The sequence below is a fragment of the Mediterraneibacter massiliensis genome (genome assembly GCF_001487105.1).
In the GTDB taxonomy this organism is placed as follows: Bacteria; Bacillota; Clostridia; order Lachnospirales; family Lachnospiraceae; genus Mediterraneibacter; species Mediterraneibacter massiliensis.
Genome location: NZ_LN913000.1, coordinates 388,192 through 407,427 on the forward strand (window position 1 = coordinate 388,192; position 19,236 = coordinate 407,427).

The 19,236-nt window shown below is 40.0% G+C and carries 19 protein-coding genes; 15 read left to right on the top strand and 4 right to left on the bottom strand.

Features of this window, described 5'->3' with window-relative positions:
- Positions 1–8: 8 nt before the first annotated feature.
- The 12 genes from BN3282_RS02570 (at position 9) to BN3282_RS02625 (ending at position 11,924) form a co-directional block, all read left to right on the top strand.
- Positions 9–800: a TrmH family RNA methyltransferase gene (locus BN3282_RS02570; RefSeq protein WP_059066566.1), complete on the top strand. Its 792-nt coding sequence runs from the start codon at positions 9–11 to the stop codon at positions 798–800.
- Between the two features lie 4 nt (positions 801–804).
- Complete coding sequence (argF, locus tag BN3282_RS15530) at positions 805–2,901, top strand: ornithine carbamoyltransferase (protein ID WP_082667433.1); 2,097 nt, start codon at positions 805–807, stop codon at positions 2,899–2,901.
- 23 nt (positions 2,902–2,924) lie between these two features.
- Positions 2,925–3,905 carry a biotin--[acetyl-CoA-carboxylase] ligase gene (locus tag BN3282_RS02580; protein WP_059066567.1) on the top strand — a complete coding sequence of 327 codons (981 nt, stop codon included), beginning with the start codon at positions 2,925–2,927 and terminating at the stop codon, positions 3,903–3,905.
- 49 nt (positions 3,906–3,954) lie between these two features.
- Positions 3,955–4,308: a DUF6145 family protein gene (locus BN3282_RS02585; protein WP_059066568.1), complete on the top strand. Its 354-nt coding sequence runs from the start codon at positions 3,955–3,957 to the stop codon at positions 4,306–4,308.
- The gene (locus BN3282_RS02590; protein WP_059066569.1) at positions 4,292–5,080 is read left to right on the top strand and encodes a type III pantothenate kinase; all 789 of its coding nucleotides are present in this window, start codon (positions 4,292–4,294) and stop codon (positions 5,078–5,080) included. Before BN3282_RS02585 ends, BN3282_RS02590 begins: the two co-directional genes overlap by 17 nt.
- Positions 5,077–6,036 (top strand): tRNA dihydrouridine synthase DusB, encoded by a 960-nt coding sequence (dusB, locus tag BN3282_RS02595; RefSeq protein ID WP_059066570.1) that lies wholly within the window; start codon positions 5,077–5,079, stop codon positions 6,034–6,036. The genes BN3282_RS02590 and dusB overlap by 4 nt, the downstream gene beginning before the upstream one ends.
- 133 nt (positions 6,037–6,169) lie before the next feature.
- Positions 6,170–6,655: a transcription elongation factor GreA gene (gene greA / locus BN3282_RS02600; RefSeq protein WP_059066571.1), complete on the top strand. Its 486-nt coding sequence runs from the start codon at positions 6,170–6,172 to the stop codon at positions 6,653–6,655.
- A 68-nt stretch (positions 6,656–6,723) separates the two neighbouring features.
- A complete protein-coding gene (lysS, locus tag BN3282_RS02605; protein ID WP_059066572.1) occupies positions 6,724–8,691 on the top strand; it encodes a lysine--tRNA ligase in 1,968 nt (655 codons plus the stop codon).
- Positions 8,692–8,985: 294 nt separating this feature from the next.
- Complete coding sequence (locus BN3282_RS02610; protein ID WP_059066573.1) at positions 8,986–9,558, top strand: hypothetical protein; 573 nt, start codon at positions 8,986–8,988, stop codon at positions 9,556–9,558.
- 258 nt (positions 9,559–9,816) lie between these two features.
- Positions 9,817–10,695, top strand: a complete 879-nt coding sequence (locus tag BN3282_RS02615; protein ID WP_059066574.1) for a MerR family transcriptional regulator — start codon at positions 9,817–9,819, stop codon at positions 10,693–10,695.
- A 182-nt stretch (positions 10,696–10,877) separates the two neighbouring features.
- Positions 10,878–11,393, top strand: a complete 516-nt coding sequence (locus tag BN3282_RS02620; protein ID WP_059066575.1) for a helix-turn-helix domain-containing protein — start codon at positions 10,878–10,880, stop codon at positions 11,391–11,393.
- 294 nt (positions 11,394–11,687) lie between these two features.
- Positions 11,688–11,924, top strand: coding sequence for a DUF6061 family protein (locus BN3282_RS02625; RefSeq protein WP_059066576.1), 237 nt, complete (start codon positions 11,688–11,690; stop codon positions 11,922–11,924).
- A 300-nt stretch (positions 11,925–12,224) separates the two neighbouring features.
- On the opposite strand, the gene dfrF is transcribed toward BN3282_RS02625, so the two are convergent.
- The 3 genes from dfrF to BN3282_RS02645 all read right to left on the bottom strand — a co-directional run bounded on the left by dfrF (position 12,225) and on the right by BN3282_RS02645 (position 14,488).
- Positions 12,225–12,719 carry a trimethoprim-resistant dihydrofolate reductase DfrF gene (dfrF, locus tag BN3282_RS02630; RefSeq protein ID WP_002322211.1) on the bottom strand — a complete coding sequence of 165 codons (495 nt, stop codon included), beginning with the start codon at positions 12,717–12,719 and terminating at the stop codon, positions 12,225–12,227.
- A 307-nt stretch (positions 12,720–13,026) separates the two neighbouring features.
- Positions 13,027–13,506: an MGMT family protein gene (locus BN3282_RS02635; protein ID WP_002322212.1), complete on the bottom strand. Its 480-nt coding sequence runs from the start codon at positions 13,504–13,506 to the stop codon at positions 13,027–13,029.
- Positions 13,507–13,816: 310 nt separating this feature from the next.
- Positions 13,817–14,488 (bottom strand): helix-turn-helix domain-containing protein, encoded by a 672-nt coding sequence (locus tag BN3282_RS02645; protein WP_002322214.1) that lies wholly within the window; start codon positions 14,486–14,488, stop codon positions 13,817–13,819.
- 496 nt (positions 14,489–14,984) lie between these two features.
- Here BN3282_RS02645 and BN3282_RS02650 point away from each other — a divergent pair, with 496 nt between their 5' ends.
- The 3 genes from BN3282_RS02650 to BN3282_RS02660 all read left to right on the top strand — a co-directional run bounded on the left by BN3282_RS02650 (position 14,985) and on the right by BN3282_RS02660 (position 17,521).
- Positions 14,985–16,046, top strand: coding sequence for a replication initiation factor domain-containing protein (locus BN3282_RS02650; protein ID WP_173816749.1), 1,062 nt, complete (start codon positions 14,985–14,987; stop codon positions 16,044–16,046).
- Positions 16,046–16,249 (top strand): excisionase, encoded by a 204-nt coding sequence (locus BN3282_RS02655; protein WP_002610247.1) that lies wholly within the window; start codon positions 16,046–16,048, stop codon positions 16,247–16,249. The genes BN3282_RS02650 and BN3282_RS02655 overlap by 1 nt, the downstream gene beginning before the upstream one ends.
- 78 nt (positions 16,250–16,327) lie before the next feature.
- A complete protein-coding gene (locus tag BN3282_RS02660; RefSeq protein ID WP_003127058.1) occupies positions 16,328–17,521 on the top strand; it encodes a tyrosine-type recombinase/integrase in 1,194 nt (397 codons plus the stop codon).
- Between the two features lie 655 nt (positions 17,522–18,176).
- On the opposite strand, the gene BN3282_RS02665 is transcribed toward BN3282_RS02660, so the two are convergent.
- Complete coding sequence (locus BN3282_RS02665) at positions 18,177–19,115, bottom strand: Abi family protein (RefSeq protein ID WP_059066577.1); 939 nt, start codon at positions 19,113–19,115, stop codon at positions 18,177–18,179.
- Positions 19,116–19,236: the final 121 nt, after the last annotated feature.

Here is a 19,236-nt window from a genome sequence, read left to right on the forward strand (position 1 = left end):
AAATAGTGATGATAACAAGTACGGGAAATCAGAAAGTAAAAGAATTGATACAACTCCAGAAAAAGAGCAAGATACGGAATAACGAAGGGGTTTTTATCGCAGAAGGCTCCAGGATCGTGCGTGAGATGCCGGCAGAACGAATCAAAAGTCTGTATGTGGCAGAGAGTTGGTGGAAACAGCACAAAAAAGAGATGGAAGAACTTCAGAAAAAACCGGAAATCCTTTCGGATCCTGTATTTGCCCATGTCTCTGACACAAAGAGTCCGCAGGGGATCTTGGCAGTCGTGCGGCAGATGGCGTATGATTTTTCAGATATTACCGGTATAAAGCAAGGGAAGAAAGCACATATTCTTGTATTGGATAATTTGCAGGATCCGGGAAATCTGGGAACCATATTCAGAACAGCAGAGGCCGCAGGCGCTACAGGTATCTTGCTGAGTGCAGACTGTGTGGATATATATAATCCTAAAGTCATCCGTTCTACGATGGGGGCTGTTTGCAGAGTTCCTTTTTACTATGCGGAAGATATATGCGGCGAGATACGGAAATTAAAGCAGGAAAAAATAAAAATATATGCGGCGCATCTAGAGGGAATACATGAATATGATGGAGAAGACTACAGAGATTCCTGCGCATTTCTGATAGGAAATGAAGGGAATGGGCTTAAGGAAGAAGTGGCTGCCTGCGCGGATGTCAAAGTACGTATCCCCATGCAGGGAAAGGCAGAATCTCTGAATGCGGCAGTCGCTTCTGCGATATTGATGTTTGAAGCAGGACGGCAGAGAAGAAAACAGAGGTGAATTTATGGAGCCGATATTGGATCTATCTAAAGAATATGGCATTGTGCTGGACGGCGGTGGCGCGCGGGGCGCCTATCAGATCGGGGCTTGGAAAGCCCTGAAGGAAGCTGGGATAAAGATCAACGCAGTGGCGGGTACTTCAGTAGGAGCCCTAAATGGGGCGCTTATCTGTATGGATGATATAGAAAATGCAGAAAAAATCTGGAGTGAGATGACTTTCTCTAAAGTGATGGATGTAGATGACAACTGGATGGAGGAACTTTTTGCCGGCAAGCGTAAGTTTTCGGAGGTGATCGCAGAGATATGGAGCACACTGTCAGAGGGAGGGGTGGATATCACGCCTCTTCGACATCTGATCCACGGAATGGTGGATGAAGAGAAAATACGCCATTGTGAAAAAGAATTTTGTATTTTGACGTTTTCTCTTACAGATATGAAAGAACTAGATCTAAGCATAGAAGATATACCAGAAGGTATGTTGGAAGACTTTTTGCTGGCGAGCGCATACCTGCTAGGCTTTAAAAATGAAAAGCTGCACGGGAAGCGGTATATTGACGGCGGGGTAGTCAATAACGTACCTTTGAATTCTCTTGTAAAGAGGGGATATACCGATATCATAGAGATCCGGATCTACGGACCGGGGCGGGAGCCGAGAGTAAAAATGCCAAGTGACAGTGAGGTCTATGAGATCGGTCCGCGGGTCCGTCTCGGAAGCATCATAGAATTTGAAGGCAAGAGAAGCCGGCAGAATTTGAAAATCGGATACTATGATGCCAAGAGGATGCTGTATGGACTGGAAGGATTTATGTATTATCTGGAACAGAATCATGAGGAAATATGGTATAATGAAAAACTAAGCGGTATTTCTGACAGAGAAAAGGCGGAGATGGCATTTGTGCTTAAACTTCCGCTTGGCTTTACAGACAAGGCATTATATCTGGCAATGCTGGAGGCCAGCGCAAAGCTTCTGCGTGTGCCGAAATATCAGATCTATACGATAGATGAGATACTTATGATCGTAAAGGAACGTTATGCGGCTCTGGCAGACAAGATCAACCTGCCGCGTTTTACGCATGTACTAATGGATATAGGAGAGGACAAAGAGATGAATTTAAAAGGAAGAAACTTTTTAACACTGAAAGATTTTACGCCGGAGGAGATTACGTATCTGCTGGATCTGGCTGCGGATGTGAAAGAAAAAAAGAAAAACGGCATATCGGTGGAACAGTATAGAGGAAAGAATATAGCGCTGATCTTTGAGAAAACAAGTACGAGGACACGCTGTGCATTTGAGGTAGCAGCGCATGATATGGGAATGGGAACAACCTATTTAGATCCGTCGGGCTCCCAGATTGGAAAGAAGGAAAGTATCGAGGATACGGCTCGTGTACTTGGCAGAATGTATGACGGGATCGAATATCGTGGTTTCGGTCAGGAGATCGTGGAGGAACTGGCGAAATATGCGGGTGTTCCTGTGTGGAATGGTCTGACGAACGAGTATCATCCGACGCAGATGCTGGCGGATCTTCTGACCATCCGCGAGAATTTTGGTTCGCTTAAGGGAATTAAGCTTGTCTATATGGGAGATGCCAGATTCAATATGGGAAATTCTTTGATGATCGCCTGTGCGAAGATGGGAATGGATTTTGTGGCATGTACGACAAAGAAATATTTTCCGAATGAAGAACTGGTAAATATCTGTAAGGGATATGCTGCTGAGAGCGGGGCTACGATCACACTTACGGAAGATGTAAAAGCCGGCACAGAAGATGCGGATGTGATCTATACAGATGTCTGGGTGTCTATGGGAGAGCCGGATGAAGTATGGGAGGAACGTATCCGTGAATTGGCGCCTTACAAAGTGACAAAAGAAGTGATGGAAAATGCGAAAGAAGAGGCAATCTTCCTGCATTGTCTGCCGGCATTTCACGATCTGAAGACAAAGATTGGAAAAGAAATGGGAGAGCGGTTTGGTATCAAGGATATGGAAGTGACAGACGAAGTATTTGAGTCCGCTCAGTCCAAGGTATTCGATGAGGCGGAAAATCGTATGCATACGATCAAAGCCGTCATGATGGCTACATTGGGAGAAGTAAAATAAATATACAACCAGGGTGAAAATTTGTGAAAACAGAAATTTTGAAAATGCTGCGGGAAAGCGGCGGATATGTATCCGGACAGCAGCTCTGTGAGAAATTAGGCGTCTCACGTACAGCAGTGTGGAAAGTGATCGGACAGCTAAAAGAAGAAGGATATCATGTGGAGGCGGTAAGAAACCGCGGATATCGCATCGTGGATAGTCCGGATATACTGACAGCAGAAGAATTGAAAAGTCTTTTTCATACAAAATGGGCAGGGCAGCAGGTCGTCTGTTATAAAGAGACAGATTCGACCAATATCCGGGCGAAGGTCTTGGGAGAAGATGGTGCGCCCCATGGGACGCTCGTTGTGGCGGATATGCAGAAGTCCGGCAAAGGCAGACGTGGAAGAGCCTGGGAATCAAAGCCGGGCATAAGCATTTATATGACGCTTCTTTTAAGACCGGATATCCCACCGGTAAAGGCGCCTATGCTGACACTGGTGGCGGCATGCGCAGCGGCGGAAGCGCTGAAGAAATGTACGGGTTTGGATGTGCAGATCAAATGGCCGAATGATATTGTCGTACATGGAAAGAAGCTGGCAGGTATTCTGACAGAGATGAGCACGGAGATTGATTATATCAATTATGTGGTGACAGGGATCGGCATCAATGTGAACACAGAACAATTTTCGAAAGAGATCGAGAATAAGGCTACATCGCTCTTTTTGGAGACTGGAAGTACGGTAAAACGCGCTTTGCTGATCGCAGAAATCGTAAGAGCTTACGAAGAATATTATGCAAAGTTTTTGGAGACGGAAGATCTGTCTCTGCTGAAAGAAGTGTATAATGAGAGGCTCGTAAACCGTGACAGGGAAGTGCGTATATTGGGGAATGATAAGACATATACAGCACGAGCTCTCGGGATTACTGCAACAGGAGAACTGATCGTACGCAGACAGGACGGGACAGAAGAAAAGATCTATGCCGGAGAAGTATCTGTCCGGGGTGTATATGGATATGTGTAGAACATGTGAAATAAGCACTATTTGATATCTCGTACGGGAAAGGGAACATATGGAAGAAGAAATCGTATTATGCGCGGCGAGCGCGTATGAACAAAAATTTTATTTAAATCCGGAGTTTAACGCACTGCCGGAAGGGATCAGACAGGAACTGCAGATCATGTGCGTGCTCTATACAGAGGATGTGGGCGGCGTTCTTATGCTTGTATTTGACGAAGAAGGCAATCTGGAATTGAAAGTAGATCACCGGGAAGAGGATTTTACTTTTGATGAGATCGGAAGTGTGCTTAAAATAAAGGAACTGCAGAAGACAAAGAGAGGATTGTTTGAATCATTAGAATTGTTTTTTAAGATTTTTTATTTGGGAGAAGAGTTTGAGGAGGAAAAAGATGCTTCTGACGATTGATGTGGGAAATACAAACGTGACAATGGGCGTATTCGAGGAAGAAGAGTTGATCGGAACATTCCGGATGACAACAAAACAGGCACGTACATCCGATGAATATGGCTTTACCATCTGTGGCATATTAGAGCACAGAGATATTTCGCCTAAAGATATTAAAGCGGTGATCATAGCGTCAGTGGTGCCGGATATCATGCATTCTCTGATAAGCGGCATTATCAAATATCTGCATGTAAGACCGTTGATCGTTTCTGCCGGGATCAAGACAGGCATACGTATCGTGACGGAAAACCCAAAAGAGATTGGACCGGATCGTATCGTAGATGCGGTAGCAGGATATGAGAGCGCAAAAGGGGCAGTGATCGTCGTAGATTTTGGTACAGCTACGACCTATGATCTGATCGGACCGGATGGAACATTTGAAGCGGGTATCACGGCACCCGGTATAGAAACAGCGGGACGCTCCCTGTGGGGCGGAACGGCTATGCTCCCGGCAGTGGAGATCAAGAAACCGAAGTCGATTCTGGCAAAGGAAACGATCAGCAGTATGCAGGCAGGACTTGTGTACGGCGCGATCGGGCAGACAGAGTATATCATCCAGAAGATCAAACAGGAGGCGCCATACGAGAAAATCGCCGTTATTGCAACAGGGGGACTGGGAAAGATCATAGCGGAATCTACGGACAGTATTGATACGTATGATCCGCAGCTTACTCTGAATGGTCTGCGTCTGATCTATAATAAAAATAAAAAATATTGGGATAATGTAAGATGAGACAATGTACGATAGGAAATGTAAAACTGGATAACTGTTATATATTGGGACCCATGGCAGGCGTGACCGACCTGCCATTTCGCTTGTTGTGCAAAGAGCAGGGAGCAGGGCTTATGTGTATGGAGATGATCAGCGCCAAAGGGATTTTGTACCAAAATAAAAATACAGAAAGCCTGCTTGCTATCGATCCGAAAGAAATGCCGGTTTCCCTGCAGCTGTTTGGCTCTGATCCAAAAATTGTCAGTGAGATGGCAAAACAGATCGAGGATCGTCCTTTTTCAATCTTAGATATCAATATGGGCTGTCCTGTACCCAAGATAGTAAAAAACGGGGAAGGTTCGGCTCTTATGAAACAACCGAAACGGGTATATGAACTTGTAAATGCAGTTGTGAAAGCAATCCAAAAACCGGTTACGGTGAAGATCAGGAAGGGCTTTGACGAGGAACACGTCAATGCGGTCGAGATCGCAAAGATCGCAGAAGAGGCAGGCGCCTGCGCAGTGGCAGTCCATGGGCGGACAAGGGAACAGTATTACAGTGGGAAAGCAGATTGGGAGATCATACGGAAGGTGAAAGAAGCGGTGCAGATACCGGTCATCGGAAATGGGGATGTGACATCGGCGGAAAAAGCAGTCAAAATGCAGAAGATGACAGGATGCGACGGTGTGATGATCGCAAGAGGCGCACAGGGTAATCCCTGGATATTTTCAGAATTGACTGCTTATGAAAAGACAGGAGAGATTCCCGCCAGGCCGGATATCCAGGAGGTGAAGAACACCATGCTGCGGCATGCCTCTCTCCAGATACAGTGTAAGGGGGCGTATATCGGCATACGCGAGATGAGAAAGCATGTAGCATGGTATACGAAAGGACTTCATGGAGCAGCAAAATTGCGTGAGAAGATCAATACAGTGGAGTCTTATGAAGAACTGGAAAATCTCTTGACATCATTATAGGTATTGGGTATAATATTGAAATTGTGAAATATAATTGAAAAGAATGGTGTCTCTTCTGAAAAATACATGGAAGAGAAAAGCTTAAATCAATATAGAATAAAAAACACGGGAAAGAAAGGAAGCAGAAAGAATCATGGCAGAGGCAAAGAAAAGACTGCTGACTTATGCTGGATTGAAGGCTCTGGAGGATGAGCTTGAAAATCTGAAAGTAGTCAAACGAAAAGAAGTTGCACAGAAAATCAAAGAGGCGAGAGAGCAGGGCGACTTATCTGAAAATGCGGAATATGATGCTGCAAAGGACGAGCAAAGAGATATAGAGGCTCGTATCGAGGAACTCGAAGGCATCCTGAAAAATGCAGAAGTCGTTGTTGAGGATGAGGTTGATTTTGACAAGATCAACGTAGGGTGTAAGGTAAAAGTATTCGACATTACGTATGATGAAGAAATGGAATTCAAAATTGTGGGATCCACAGAAGCAAACAGTCTGGAGGGAAAGATTTCCAATGAATCTCCTGTCGGACAGGCACTTCTCGGAAAGAAAGTCGGAGAGATAGTAGACGTGGAGACACAGGCGGGAGTTATCCAGTATAAGGTCCTGGATATCAGCCGATCCATGTAAATAATGTTTTGAATCCAGACCCCTGTAATAAGGGGTCTGAATTCGCTTATAAAGAAAGGAGAAAAGCAGTGTCCAAACAGCAGAATAATCATGTACAGGAACCAGATCTGAACGAGTTAAGAAAGGTACGCCGGGAAAAACTGGCAGAGATACAAGCGAGCGGAAAGGATCCGTTTGCCATTACCAAATATGAGCAGACACATCACAGTAAGGAGATAAAAGAGCATTACGAAGAATTGGAAGGGAAAAAAGTTTCTATTGCGGGGCGTATGATGTCGAAACGTGTCATGGGAAAGGCCTCTTTTTGTAATGTTCAGGATCTGCAGGGAAACATCCAATCCTATGTGGCAAGGGACAGTGTAGGAGAAGAAAACTATAAAGAGTTCAAAAAAATGGATGTAGGTGACATGATCGGGATCGTGGGCGAAGTATTTAAGACGAAAACGGGAGAAATTTCTATCCATGCATCTGCTGTTACGCTGCTCTCAAAAAGTTTGCAGATTCTTCCTGAAAAATATCATGGCCTGACAAATACAGATTTGCGGTATCGCCAGAGATATGTGGATCTTATCATGAATCCAGATGTGAAAGATACATTTGTAAAACGTTCCAAGATTTTAAGAGCAATCCGTACCTATCTGGATGGACAGGGATTTATGGAAGTTGAGACACCGATGCTTGTAGCGAATGCAGGCGGTGCGGCGGCAAGACCATTTGAGACTCATTTTAATGCGTTAAACGAAGACCTTAAACTGAGAATTTCCTTGGAACTGTATCTGAAAAGACTGATCGTTGGAGGCCTGGAGCGCGTATATGAAATTGGTCGAGTATTCCGTAATGAAGGTCTGGATACAAGACACAATCCAGAGTTTACATTGATGGAACTTTACCAGGCATATACAGACTATCATGGTATGATGGATTTAACGGAGAATTTATATCGTTATGTTGCACAAGAAGTTCTTGGAACAACGCAGATCGTATATAAAGGTGTTGAGATTGATCTTGGAAAACCATTTGAGCGTATCACAATGATAGATGCCGTGAAAAAGTACGCAGGTGTTGACTGGAACGAAGTTCATACATTGAAAGAAGCAAGAGCTCTTGCAAAAGAGCATCATGTAGAATATGAAGAACGTCATAAAAAAGGTGATATTCTTGCATTATTCTTTGAAGAATTTGCAGAGGAACATTTGATCCAGCCTACATTTGTAATGGATCATCCAATTGAGATTTCCCCTCTTACAAAGAAGAAACCAGAGAATCCGGAATATGTAGAACGATTTGAGTTCTTTATGAATGGTTGGGAGATGGCAAATGCTTACTCAGAGCTTAATGATCCGATCGATCAGAGAGAACGTTTCCGTGCACAGGAAGAACTTCTCGCACAGGGAGACGAAGAAGCAAATACAACAGATGAAGACTTTATGAATGCGTTGGAGATCGGTATGCCACCAACAGGCGGTATTGGATATGGTATTGACAGAATGTGTATGCTGCTGACAGGAGCAGAGGCAATTCGAGATGTACTGTTATTCCCGACAATGAAGTCACAGGGCGCTGCAAAGAACGAAGCAAACAACGCCGCACAGTCTGCTCCGGTAGCTGCAAAGGTAATTGTTCCGGCAGAAGAAGCAGCTGCACCGGCGAAGGCTGAGATCGATTTCTCCAACGTAGAAGTAGAGCCTTTGTTCGAAGATATGGTTGACTTTGAGACATTCAGCAAGTCAGATTTCCGTGCTGTAAAGGTAAAAGAATGTGAAGCAGTTCCAAAATCTAAAAAGCTTCTGAAGTTCGTATTAGACGACGGAAGTGGCGCAGATCGTGTGATTCTAAGCGGGATTCACGATTACTATGAGCCGGAAGAATTGGTCGGAAAGACATTGCTTGCAATCACAAACCTTCCGCCACGTAAGATGATGGGAATCGATTCCTGCGGTATGATCATCTCCGCTACACACCTTGTAGAGGGAAGAGAAGGACTCAATGTTCTGATCCTTGATGATCACATTCCGGCAGGAGCAAAGCTCTACTAATTTGATGTAAGGATGTACCGTTTTGCCTGATAAAACGGGATGTACTTCATTTGGTGAATTTCATAAAAAACAGCAATTTACATCAAACTTACATCATTTGATGCAGGAAACGATGCAGAGCTGAAAAAATCGCATAATTAGCAGAAAAAATGGGCAGTCCTACAAAGGATTGCCCATTTTTAGAAAGAGAACTATAAGTTGCAGATTATATTTTCATTGTAGTGGTTGGGAAGAATAGATATAATGAAGATATATATATAACGATAAATAAGAATTTGGAAAGGAGCGCTGAATATGGGATTATTTGATAAATTTAAGAAGTCTAATAATAATGTAAATGTATGCAAAAAAGAGTTAGCAACAGGTAGTGGTATGTGGGCACTTTGGGACTATGACACCTATAAAGAAATTGATGACTATGGTAAATGGGAACTATTTTTTTGTGAAAATGATGATATAAAGAAACAAATATCTAAAAATTATTTTGTACCAATATACATATTTGAAGATGGTTGTCGCTCTTTTACATTAAAAATAGATAGAGACTTGACAGAAAGAGAACAACGATATATTTGTGTGCAATCGGAGCCATATTTATTTAATGCAAACGGTAAAATTATCTTGTCAGGAATAGAATATATAAACAAAACTGTTTCAGAAGAAGAAGCAATTATATTAGAAGTTCCCCAAGGACTCTACCAAGTTAATGTTTATCTTTTGTCTTGGGACGAAGAACCTAATGCATATTTGAAAGATGGTTCTATAAATCCTAATGCTCTTTCTGATTTTGTGGTAATTTTAAAATCTAATGCAGATGTAAATAAGATGTATCGTTCGAAGATTAATACTTTTTCAGAAGATGATTAGTATCATATAACATTTAGTAACGCAAAGATTTGAGGTGATTAATACAGACATTAAGTATCTTAATCCGAAGCATTTTTCTAAATGAATTTATAAAGTATTGTAGACTCATTAAAGAATGATATATCTGGAAAATAAAAGATGAGTCTTAGCTGTTAGCATAAAATCCCAGTTTGAATAAGAAAATTGAAAAAGTACGAAAATCTCTTGACCTGTACGCAGCGTACACTCTTATACTATCACCAAAAGGAGGTGTTCCCGATGCTATTGAACGAGATTATAAATGAAGTCGGAATGACAAAGCGTGCAGTTAAGTATTATGAAGAAAAAGGTTTGTTATCAGTAGAGAAAGATAGCAACGGTTACCGCAACTATTCTGTACAAGATGTTGAAACTTTAAAAAAGATTTCAGTATATAGAAAGCTTGGTATTGGTATTAAAGATATACAAAGTCTTTTGGAAAGTGGAGATAAAAGCATTCTTCTTCGTATTTACCAAGAAAAACTGAGGGAAAAGGCTTTACAAGAATCAGAACTTGAAGCTTTGAGAGAATTTATTGATGATGGTAATGCAGATAAAGCAAATGAGTTGCTTGATTACCAGACTGTTGAAAATGCAATTGAGTCTTTGCTGCCGGGAAAAGATTGGGGCATTTACTTAAAAAGTCACTTTAAACCATTTCTTCATATAAGAATAAGAACGCCGGAGCAGAAGCAAGCTCTAAGGAATATATTAGAGTATTGTGATGAAACTACATTGAAAATTCCTTTTATTATGGGAATAGGAGTGAAGCTGGCAGGCGGGATTATTCAAGAAACAAGAACTGCTGATGAGATGATAGCCCATTATCGTGATATGAGTGAAAGCGAATACGAAAGATTAAAAAAAATGGTATGGAAGGGTGCTGAAATGAAAACTGGTATCATGAAATACCATCCCTCGTTTGTCGCACAGAGAAAAATGCAGAAAGAGTTTCAGGATAAAGGATATAATGATATATTCATTCCTAACATGATGGTTCTGTCACCGCAGTATGCAGAATATAAGAAAGCATTAAATAAAGTGAACGATAGAATGTGCAGAGAGCTTGGACTGCACTATGATAGCAATTACAACTTGGCTATAAAAAAGTCCAAGTGAAATTGCTGTATCTAATTATAGAGTAAAAGACTGATGCAATGCAATTTCCAGCTTTACAGAGAGATTGAAAACATGTAAGCGTCTAGATTTTATGCTATAATTACAGATGTTAGTTTGCGTTGCTTGTGGCAACGACTGTTTTGATATTTAATAGATGTATCAAAACAAAGGAGGCACAGGTTATGTTAAATGAAAATATTAGAAATCTGCGAAAAGCAAAAGGGCTTTCACAAGAAGAGCTGGCTATAAAGCTAAATGTAGTAAGGCAAACAGTATCGAAATGGGAAAAAGGATTATCGGTTCCTGATTCAAGTTTGCTTGTCTCATTAGCAGAAGAGTTGGATACTTCTGTAAGTATTTTGCTCGGAGAAACTGTACAGGAAGAAAGTTTGAATGAAGGAAGTTTAAAGAATATTTCTGAAAAACTCGAAGTGATCAATCTTCAGCTTGCAAAAAGAATTGAGATGAGAGCTCCAACAATTCGTTGTCTGCTCATTATAGTGTGTGCGATCATTATAATAGTATTTATTGCTCTTGCAGGTATCAATAGTGAATATTTGACTTGGAATTTTAATGACCCGGAGTTGGCAATTGTAGGTACTCTATTACATGGCTTTGAATTTTTGTTTGTAAGATTGGCGCCATTCGTTTTTATAAGTTCTGTAATTGGAATTATATTCACATATAGAAAACAATAATTTCCAGTTGATATTTCACTTATTTTAGAATATTTAATAACTGTTATATTTGATTATCAAATTCATCACAAACCCTTGAAAATACTAAGTTTGTAGCAAGTGAACTTTCCCTTACTCTTTCCCTTGTGTTATAATCTCCCATTGGCTTTCATGAACCTTAATATGGGAAAAAATAAGGGAAAGATAATTTTGTAACACAGTATAACATATAACAATAACGACATGGTGAACTGATTGAAATGTTTTCGATATTTAACTCTGTAACTGATTATTAAAAAATGGAGATAAGATACGATGAGAACAATTTATGCAGAATACAACATACACCACGATAGTATTGATGTTTACACAAGTGCTGGATATATGCTTCGCATTGATTGCTGGGAAGCTGAAAAAAATCTAAAAACCACATACGGATCAGAATGTGCGCTTACTTCATTGGCTGTGGATGAGCCTTTGGAATATGCAAGATTATATCTTGATGGCAATTTACAGATGTGGGTGGATGCAGAAGATTCACTTGAATTATAGATAATTTGATAATAAATTTTATATCTAATTTTCGATTATCCGCATAAACACTATACTTTCAAGTATTTTGAAGTATAGAAAAAACTCATTTTACCACGAATTTACCACGATTGAATGAGCCTTGATATGACCTATAAAATAACACCCAAAAGACATCATTACACCTAAATGGTGTCTTTTTAAAAAGCAGTCAATCCTAAGACTAACTGCTTTGTGTGTATGGATATGAAATTGTCAAACTGGGATTTGTCTTACAACAATTTATATATGCATAAAAAGCAATATATTTATGAAAACACCCTAAATCCAAAATCTACTCAATTCATTTTTCCTTACATAAAATGTTCTCGTATATTTCACTTCCTCACCAAGTGTTTCCCCTATCAAAACTTCAAAATCATTGATATCAAATTCTGGAAAGAATGTATCTCCATCTTCAATATTTAAATCTACTTCTGTGATATACATTTTATCTACTATTTGCAAAGCTTCCTTAAATAGTCCATATCCACCAGATATGTATACATCTCGTCCTTTAGCCAATAATAATGCATCTTCTAATGATTTAACTGAAACTAAATTATCTCCTTGATACTCTGTTGTGGTGGAAACAACAATATTCATTCTATTAGGCAACGGATGACCGATTTCTTCATAAGACTTTCGCCCCATAATAACCACATTACCCGTTGTTAACTCTCTAAATTGCTTTTGTTCTCCCTTTATTTTCCATGGTATATTACCATTCTTGCCTATAACATTATTCTTTGACCTCGCAACAATCAAACCTATCATCTATTTCATCCTCCATAATATGATGTCGTACCTGTGATTCCATCAAGTGCACCACATCTTAACAAACTCAAAATTATCTCGAACTAACCAGCTCGACAAATTCTAGTTTGTCCGTTTCTTCATATCCACATTATATCATTTTCATATCTGCACCACAATAAAATTTTATGCACCGATAATCTTAGTGAACAGCTCTAACAAACACCATTTCATCACTCCAATCTGAAATTTAGGTATGAAAAAAGCAGTCAATCCTAAGACTAACTGCTTTGTGTATAGAGATATGAAATTGTGAAATAGAATTTGCCTATTTCAAATCAAAAAGAGAATTTTCATAGTCCTTTACATAGTATCGTATATTTTTACGCCCCTTTTGAATAATGGTATGTCCCTCTGCTTCTAATTTTTCTTTCTGTGCTTCAATACCATTTGGATATTTAGCATTTAATTCTCCGTTTGCTTTTAATGTTCTCCAATAGGGTGTTTCATCTTCGGAACGCTGATAACTCGCCCACGCTACAATAGAAACAAATATACCCGCTGTAATCGGCTCTGTAAAATCTGCACCACTCAATTTTGCAAAGTGTTCTCGTATTTTTCCAACCGTAATCACTTTACCATACGGAACTTTTTTCATTACTTTGTCATAGTCAATCGGGGGAGCAAAATACATTTTGTTTCCACCATATTTCTCAATACTTTTCTGGTCTATGATAATTTGAAATTTTGGCATATCCTTACTATCATGCAACATAGCATTAAAATCTTTTTTATCTTCATTTGCCATTTGTGCCACCTCCTACTTTAAGGATAGTCTGTTTCTTATTTCCATGCAATGAGGCTGTTTGAAAATTATTAACACTTTCAAATTTGTCGCTTTCTTCATATCCATATTATAACAGTTCCATATATCCGCCACAATAAAAATCAGCATACCCTTAGCATTTATGGAACAAAAATGCACACTTTTTCTTTCTTCCTCTTGATTACCCCACAACAGAAAAGAAAAAGCCCTGTCAAGAGCCTTGCCACCATTGGTGGTGCTTTGCACTCTTTACTGGGCTTTTTGTTTGCTGTATCTTCCATGCAAGAGGAAATTAAAGACCTCTGTTCCATTTCGCCTTTAGATAATCTTCATAGTCTGCTTCATTGAAGTCTACTTGTGGAGAAGTGTCGGGAATGTTGTTTCTGTTGTCTATATCCGCAAGCTGACGAAATATCCAATCATCATAAGGGTCATGGTATTTATACTCTTTGGGCTGTTCTCTGTATCGGTCTAACCCTCGCATTTCCTTATGCACTTTTATCATGCGTTCCAGTTTTTGACGCTGTATCAACTGCTTGATTTCCATAAGTTCTTCCAACTCCGTAACCTCATTGGTAATGTAGTTATGGATATACTGTATGAGTTTATATGCCTTGTAAAATGTGCATTCTTTTTCATCATCGAAAAATTCATTTTCAGACAGGTAATCTAAGGAAACATTGAAGTCTTGTTCCCGTTTGATAATATCCATGATATAGGGCTCGGTGTGGTCAATATACTTCCATTCTCCCGACAATAATTCATTGGGCGTTACACCCAGCACGTCCATTATCTTCTCTAACGTATCAAAGGTAGGATAATTCACGCCACGTTCAATCTTGGAAAGGCTCTGCATATTGATACCGATTTTGTCCGCAAGTTCCTGTTGTTTCATTCCTCTGTGTTTTCTTATGGTCTGTATGTTTTCTCCTAAGAAACTGATTTTCTTTTCATAATGCTCCATAACTTAGTATAACCGCTCCTTTCGTTGCTTTTCTTGGTATTTATAAGCATATCATACTTAATCTATATCTAAAAGTCAACAAAAACTTCTTGACAAGTAATTCTAATGGAGTTATTATCGTATTAGACAGAGTGATTAAGCACGCTAGGGTCAATCACACGCTTGAGTAAGCATATAAAATATATATTTTCACTTTGATAGCATGAATAAGCATGGACTATCAGACCGAAAATAAGGTTTCTGACTGGGGCTGTTCCGTTTAGCCACGAGCCTTACAAGGCTCGTGAGCGTTAAGAACGGGGCAGACACAGGAAGAAAGGGAACGCCTTTAGGCGTTCGTAAAGGGCGTATATGTAACACCGCCCTGCGCATACATGTCATAGTACCTAGAAACTGTGATAAATAAAGGACAAAACACGATTTTTACCCCGCAAAAAAACGGGAAGTACGAAAGGAGTAATGCACTATAACTACACACAAAAATTTATCCGTTAAGATTGATTACATCAGCATTGTATTTGATACTGCAACCGCTGAAGATGTAATCATGCACATTTTAGGTTTACCGACTGACATTTTCAATGTTTATCCAGCAACGATAAAATTCAAGACTTATCAAGCACGCTGGCAGATTGGAGATATTTATGTATCGGGGGACGCAAGAAAGACAGAGGACAACCCACAGGGGCTAGGCTGTTATCTTGTTATGACTGGCAGAGGTTGTGATGATATTTTCCGTATTCTCGATAGTAGGAATTGTACCTTTGGAGATATGTTCCGACGTTGTGAGCGAAGATACGGACTGGATAACTTCCATTTTACAAGACTTGATATTGCCATTGATGATAAGAACGAAAAGCCATTCTTTACCATAGAGCAGATAAAGAAGAAATGCGAAAAAGAGGAATTTATTTCTAATAGTGAGGGCTACCACTTTGACGAAAGCAAGTTTGATGATTTCGACACCGCAAAGACTGTTTATATCGGTGCTGGTAAATCGGGATTGTCCTACCGCTTTTATGATAAAGATAAGGAAGTCTGTTCAAAACATAATAAGACACTTGATGAAGTTGGCAGTTGGAAACGGACAGAAATGCAACTGCGTGATGATAAGGCTCATGCTTTTGCCATGACATTCAAAGACAGACCGCTGGAACTTGGGGAACTGGCTTTCGGGCTATTGGCAAACAACCTACGCTTTGTCGTGCCAAACAGAAATGAAAGTAATAAGAGCAGATGGAAAACGTGTCGGTTTTGGGAACGCTTTTTAGGGGCTGTGGAAGTCTTGAAAGTGCAAGTACCGAAACTACATAATTCTCTTGAAGAAACACAGCAATGGCTCACAGAGGGTGGCGTGATTTCCGCTGTCAAAAGTTTTTACTTCTTAGAAGAACATGACGCATTAGGTGGACTGGAAAAAGTGGGAACTATGCTTGATAAGGCAAGATACAGTAATTCCCTTTCCAGCAAACTAACCGCCCACTTACAGAGGATAAACCGCACCGACCTTATCCCCTATATCCAGTATGACACAAAACAAGGGAAAGGGGGTATCTAATGAATAACAACGATATTCCTGTATGGGAAAAGTACACCCTTACCATTGAAGAAGCGTCAAAATATTTCCGTATCGGAGAAAACAAGTTAAGACGATTGGCAGAGGAAAACAAGGACGCTGGCTGGCTCATTATGAATGGCAACCGCATACAGATTAAACGCCGACAATTTGAAAAGGTCATTGACAAATTGGACGCAATCTAATGCAAATGAGCCTTGTATGTGTTATGATGAACACAAGTCATATCAAGGCTCTTTCCAACAAGGAAAGGAGCAGACACCATGAAAGAAAAAAGACGGGATAGCAAAGAACGTATCCTGCATACTGGAGAGAGCCAACGAACAGACGGAAAATACTTATATAAATATGTGGACGCATTTGGAAACACAAAATATGTGTATGCTTGGAGATTGACACCCACAGACCCGACACCAAAGGGAAAACGGGAAAAACCCTCACTTCGTGAACTGGAACAGCAGATAAGACGGGATATTGAGGACGGTATCGACAGCACAGGCAAGAAAATGACGCTTTGCCAACTCTACGCTAAACAGAACACACAGAGGGCAAACGTGAAGAAAAGCACACAGAAACAACGGGAACAGCTCATGCGGTTATTGAAAGAGGACAAGTTAGGTGCTAGGAGCATTGATACGATAAAACCCTCTGACGCTAAGGAATGGGCATTACGCATGAAAGACAAAGGCTTTTCCTATAACACCATTAACAACCATAAACGCTCGTTAAAAGCGTCATTCTATATCGCCATACAAGACGATTGTGTAAGGAAAAACCCTTTTGATTTCAAGTTAAGTGAAGTCCTAGAAAATGATACCAAAGAGAAAGTCGCATTGACAGAGGAACAGGAACAAGCCCTACTCTCATTCATCAAGACGGACAATGTGTATCACAAGTATTATGATGATGTGCTGATACTGTTAAAGACAGGACTTCGTATCTCGGAACTGTGCGGACTGACAATCATGGACGTTGATTTTATCCATGAGGTTGTGGTTATCGACCACCAGTTACTAAAGAGCAAGGAACAGGGTTATTATATTGAAACGCCTAAGACAAAGAGCGGAATAAGGCAAGTGCCATTAAGCAGAGAAACAATACAGGCATTTCAACGGGTTATGAAGAAACACCCAAAGGCAGAACCATTTGTGATAGACGGACGGAGCAATTTCCTATTTGTCAATCATAAAGGCAAGCCCAAAGTTGCGATTGATTACAACGCCTTATTTGTCCGTATGATAAAGAAATACAACAAGCACCACAAGGACAATCCCTTGCCACATATCACACCGCATACGCTACGCCATACATTCTGCACAAGGCTGGCAAGCAAGAACATGAACCCGAAAGATTTACAGTATATCATGGGGCATTCAAATATCAGTATCACAATGAACTGGTATGCTCATGCGTCCATAGATACCGCAAAATCAGAGGTTCAGCGTCTAATCGCATAAGAAGTATTTACCACGATTTTAACCACGCTTGATAGCGAAAATATAAGAAGATAGACCTAGATATGTGAGGTTTACCACAAAAGAAAAATGCCCGTAGAGCCTATAAAATAAGGCTTTGCGGACATTTAAGAAGATATAAAAAGATAGTCAAAAAGACATATATAATTTATAAAAAAGTTTATATCTGATTTTCGATTGGAAGAATGAACAAGATACAAGCAAGGAGAAATCGTTGACACAGAAAATTTTTACATAGTCAAAGTGGCAGGGAGAAATCTCTGCCGCTATTCTTTTGGTATTACTATTTATAATTCTTTTCTTACTATTGTTCGTTTAACCGTCTATATGGGCTTAAAAATGGAAATGTGTTGGAACCGTCCTGTGGTGTAGGAAATTTCATGGGATTAGTGCCAGAGAATATACGTGAAATGAAAATGTATGGTGTGGAACTGGATAGTGTATCCAGTAGGATTGCTAGACAGTTATACCCAAAAATAGGTTGCGATACTAAGATTTGAAAAAACTGCGGGAGAAGCAGGCGGCGATTGCTCTGCGAAGTGGGAAACAGCCACAGGAACAGATGATGGATATGGAGCGTAGAAAACAATAAAAGCAAGGAGGATGGTTACTTTACATAGTGCCATCCCCCTTGCTTTTATTTTGTTAAGCGATACCGGGTAATGTTTTTCCAGTTTGCAGGAAATCCCATTTTTTCCAGTAAATCAGTATGTTCTATGTGGATCAGTTTTTCCGAAACATTATCTATTGACTTTGCCAGACGTTTTTTGAAAAGACGGAAATCTTTGTCGGGCAGTAAATATCGAAAAGCAATGACAACGGCAAATAAATCATTTTTTCCGTATTGATACTGGCTTCCCTGCATAGGGATAGATAGTTTACGATGCAGTGGTAAATCAGAAATCGTATCTCGTGTGCGATAGGTAAAGAGCCGTTCACTGTGGGCACATACATTTCTGAATTTTGTAAGTACAGATAGAAATTGTTCCATCTGTTTTTGATTGATGATTCCAAAATTTTTACAGATTTTTGACTGTAACGATTGAGGAAAAACTTTATACATCTTAGAAAGATTACCAAACGTAAGGACAGAGACTAAAACCCAAAGGGGGATGTTTCCATAAGTGTCCCGCTGGTAATTGATAAATTCATAATCGGTAGTATTCGTTGCATACTTTAGGGTGGAAATCAATCGAGCTACTACTTTTTGATTGCGTCGGTTTGTATTATAGTTTGAACTATCCAGATAGGCGTCCTGTGATTCCCCATACTTTTCCGTAAAATAATAGGACATAAGCGAACGGAGGTTACGTTCGATCTGGAGTAAATATTTAAAAAATAAATCTCGTAAATCAGAGTCGAATTCATATAAAGCAACAATTTCCTCGAATGTTGTTCCATTTTTATATGTTTTTGTAAACGGAACTCGGAATAAGTGCTTGTACCCACCAATCAAAGGGAAATATCCGATTTGTTTTAGCATAGCTTCTGCATAAGCTCGATCAGATATGATGATTCCTTTGTCCTCTAAATGTTGTATTTGCTGCTCAAAGCTGGCAAATGTTTTTTTCGTCATAGTATTTACCTCTATATAACAAAAGAGGGAGAGACCCGCAGGCTCTCCCCCGGTCACGGGCTTCGCAAGTTTCCGCAACACGATCACTGAACCTAATATAACAAACCAATGTAAAAATGTC